Genomic DNA, 3216 nt, shown 5'->3' on the forward strand with positions numbered 1-3216 from the left:
AAAGAACAAATCAAAGAAATAGTCAAAAAAGAAGATGTCAAATTTATCAGGCTACAATTTACCGATATTTTTGGCGCTTTAAAAAATGTCGCGATTACTCCCAGCCAATTAGACAAGGCCTTAAATAACCAGTGTATGTTTGACGGCTCTTCCATAGAAGGTTTTGTGAGGATAGAAGAGTCCGATATGAACCTAAGACCCGATCTTGACACTTTTGTGGTCTTTCCTTGGCGCACCCCGCAAGGCAAAGTCGCGAGACTGATTTGCGATATTTATAAGCATGACGGAACGCCTTTTGAGGGCGATCCCAGATATATCCTAAAAAAAGTTATAAAAGACCTAAACCAAATGGGATATACCGCCAATGTCGGACCCGAATGCGAATTTTTCTTGTTCCATTTAGACGAAAACAACCAACCCACTTTGCATTCTAACGATAGGGCGGGATATTTTGACATTTCGCCGGCCGACCTTGGCAGCGGCGCGCGGCGCGACATGTGCATAATGTTGGAGGAAATGGGCTTTGAGATAGAGGCTTCCCACCATGAAGTCGCCAACGCCCAGCACGAGATAGACTTCAAATACGCCGACGCGCTTACCACGGCCGACAATATAGTCACCTTCAAATTGGTGGTCAAGACTATAGCGCAATGGCACGGTTTATACGCCACATTTATGCCCAAGCCCAAACAGGATATAGCGGGCAGCGGCATGCATATCAATATGTCGCTTTTTAAAGACGGCCAAAACGTTTTTTATGACCAAAAAGATTCAATAGGCCTTAGCCAAATCGCGTATTCGTTTATAGCAGGGATATTGGAGCGCATAGAGCCAATAACGCCTATAACCAACCCGTTGGTGAATAGTTACAAAAGGCTTGTTTCGGGCTATGAGGCGCCTGTCCATATAGCGTGGAGTTGCGCAAACCGCAGCCCCCTTATAAGAATACCTTCCACTAGGGAACTTAGCACGCGCGTGGAATTAAGAAGCCCCGACCCTTCTTGCAACCCCTATTTAGCCTTGGCGTTGTGCATAGCCGCGGGCGCGGACGGCATAAAGCGCGGGCTTACCCCGCCGCCGCCCATAAACTCCAATATTTACGCCATGAGCAAGGAAAGCAGGATGCTTAACAATATTAAGACCTTGCCGGTTGATTTGGAAGACGCTATCAACATTATGGAAAAAGACCAATGGGTCAAAAGCGTGCTAGGCGACCATGTCTTTTATAAATACATAGAAGCCAAAAAAGCCGAATGGAGCGAATACCGCACAAGAGTTACAGAATGGGAAATAGCCAATTATTTGGGCAGATATTAGCAAAAAATTTTTTGGCGGGCTTATAAAACTTTATATTGATTTTTGCAAAAAATTTTTTGTGATAAAAAAGAGTTGACAAAAATTATCAAACATATTAATGTTTTGAATGCATGATAAAATCTAGAAATTGAGGCTTTAATGAGATTTACTAAAATGCACGGGGCGGGAAACGACTATATATATGTAGACGCCCAAAAAGAAAAAATAACCAATCCATCCATATTAGCGCAAAAACTATCCCATAGACATTTTGGAATAGGCGGCGACGGCTTGGTGTTGATATGTCCGTCCGATAAGGCCGATTTTAGAATGCGGATGTTTAACAGCGACGGGAGCGAGGCCGAAATGTGCGGCAACGCCATCCGTTGCGTAGCCAAGTATGTTTATGACAAAAAAATGACCTCAAAAAAATCTATCGCCATAGAAACCTTGAGCGGCATCAAAAACATAGATTTGATTTTTGACGGCTTGGGCAATGTTACGGGCGCGGCCGTGGATATGGGCAAGCCTATATTTGACCCCAAATTAATCCCTGTGGCGATGGACGGCGATAAGATTATCAACATGCCCTTAGAAGTTGACGGGCAAATATATAATGTAACTTGTCTTAGCATGGGCAATCCGCATTGCGCGGTCTTTTTGGACGATATTCAGAGCTTGGACCTTAACCGGCTTGGCCCTAAGTTTGAAAACCACAAGGTTTTTCCCAAAAGAGTCAATACCGAGTTTATTAAAGTAATTGACCGAGATAACATTGAGCTAAGGGTTTTTGAGCGCGGCGCGGGCGAGACGCTTGCTTGCGGCACAGGCGCTTGCGCGGCCGCTGTTGCTTCTTTTCTTAATGGTTATACTAATGATGAAGTTAATGTCAGCTTAAAAGGCGGACAACTAAAGATAAAATACGGTAACACGATTATCATGACGGGTAACGCGGTTACGGTTTTTGAAGGAGAGATTGATGTTTGGTATTAACGGTAATTTTTTGAAACTGGCAAATAATTATTTATTTGCTATTGTAAATAACAAAGCAAAAGATTACGAAAAGGCAAATCCTGACAAAAAAGTCATTAGGCTTGGCATAGGCGACGCCGTGTTGCCTTTGGCCCCGGCCGTAGTGGACGCTATGGTAAAGGCCTCGCAGGAAATGGGCAAGGCGGAGACGTTTAGAGGCTATCCGCCCTATCAAGGCTATGACTTTTTGCTAAAAGCCATTGTGGAAAACGACTACAAGGCCCGAGGCATTGACATCGCAACGGACGAGGTGTTTGTAAGTGACGGCGCTAAGAGCGATTGCAGCAATATTTTGGACTTGTTTTCAATTGACAACAGGATAGCCGTTCAAGATCCCGTTTATCCTGTGTATGTGGATTCCAATGTCATTGACGGCAGGGCAGGGCGCGCCCGTCCCAACGGCAGCTATAACAAAGTTATCTATTTGCCGTGCGTTGAGTCCAACGGCTTTATGCCCGAGTTTCCGGAGCGCCAGCCCGATATAATATACCTTAATTTCCCCAATAACCCCACGGGCGCAATGGCGGACTTTGACACCCTAAAGCGTTGGGTGGATTACGCTTTGGAAATTGGCGCTATTATTTTGTATGACGGCGCGTATGAGGCGTTTATTACCGAAGACAAGCCCAGAAGCATTTATGAAATACCCAACGCCAAAAAATGCGCCATAGAATTTAGAAGTTTTTCAAAAACGGCGGGCTTTACGGGCGTTAGATGCGCTTATGTCGTCATTCCCAAAGAGCTAAGAGCAAGCGGCGTATCCCTAAACGAGCTATGGTATAGACGCCAAGCCACTAAGTTTAACGGCGTGTCTTATATCGTGCAGAGGGCGGCTGAGGCTGTTTATTCGCCCGAAGGCAAGCGCCAAACAAAAGAAAACATTAATTA

Annotated in this window: 3 protein-coding genes; all 3 read left to right on the forward strand. The window is 44.9% G+C overall.

The genetic code is table 11. The features are described 5' to 3' along the window. Nucleotides 1-9 precede the first annotated feature (9 nt). On the forward strand, nt 10-1317 hold the full coding sequence (gene glnA, locus GX756_02890; GenBank protein NLC16804.1) for a type I glutamate--ammonia ligase: 1308 nt from the start codon (nt 10-12) through the stop codon (nt 1315-1317). Nucleotides 1318-1455: 138 nt separating this feature from the next. Next, nucleotides 1456-2289 carry a diaminopimelate epimerase gene (locus GX756_02895; protein NLC16805.1) on the forward strand — a complete coding sequence of 278 codons (834 nt, stop codon included), beginning with the start codon at nt 1456-1458 and terminating at the stop codon, nt 2287-2289. After that, the coding region (locus GX756_02900) for an LL-diaminopimelate aminotransferase (GenBank protein NLC16806.1) at nt 2276-3216 on the forward strand (941 nt) is incomplete at its 3' end. The genes GX756_02895 and GX756_02900, both read left to right, overlap by 14 nt.

The sequence above is a fragment of the Clostridiales bacterium genome (genome assembly GCA_012512255.1).
In the GTDB taxonomy this organism is placed as follows: Bacteria; Bacillota; Clostridia; order Christensenellales; family DUVY01; genus DUVY01.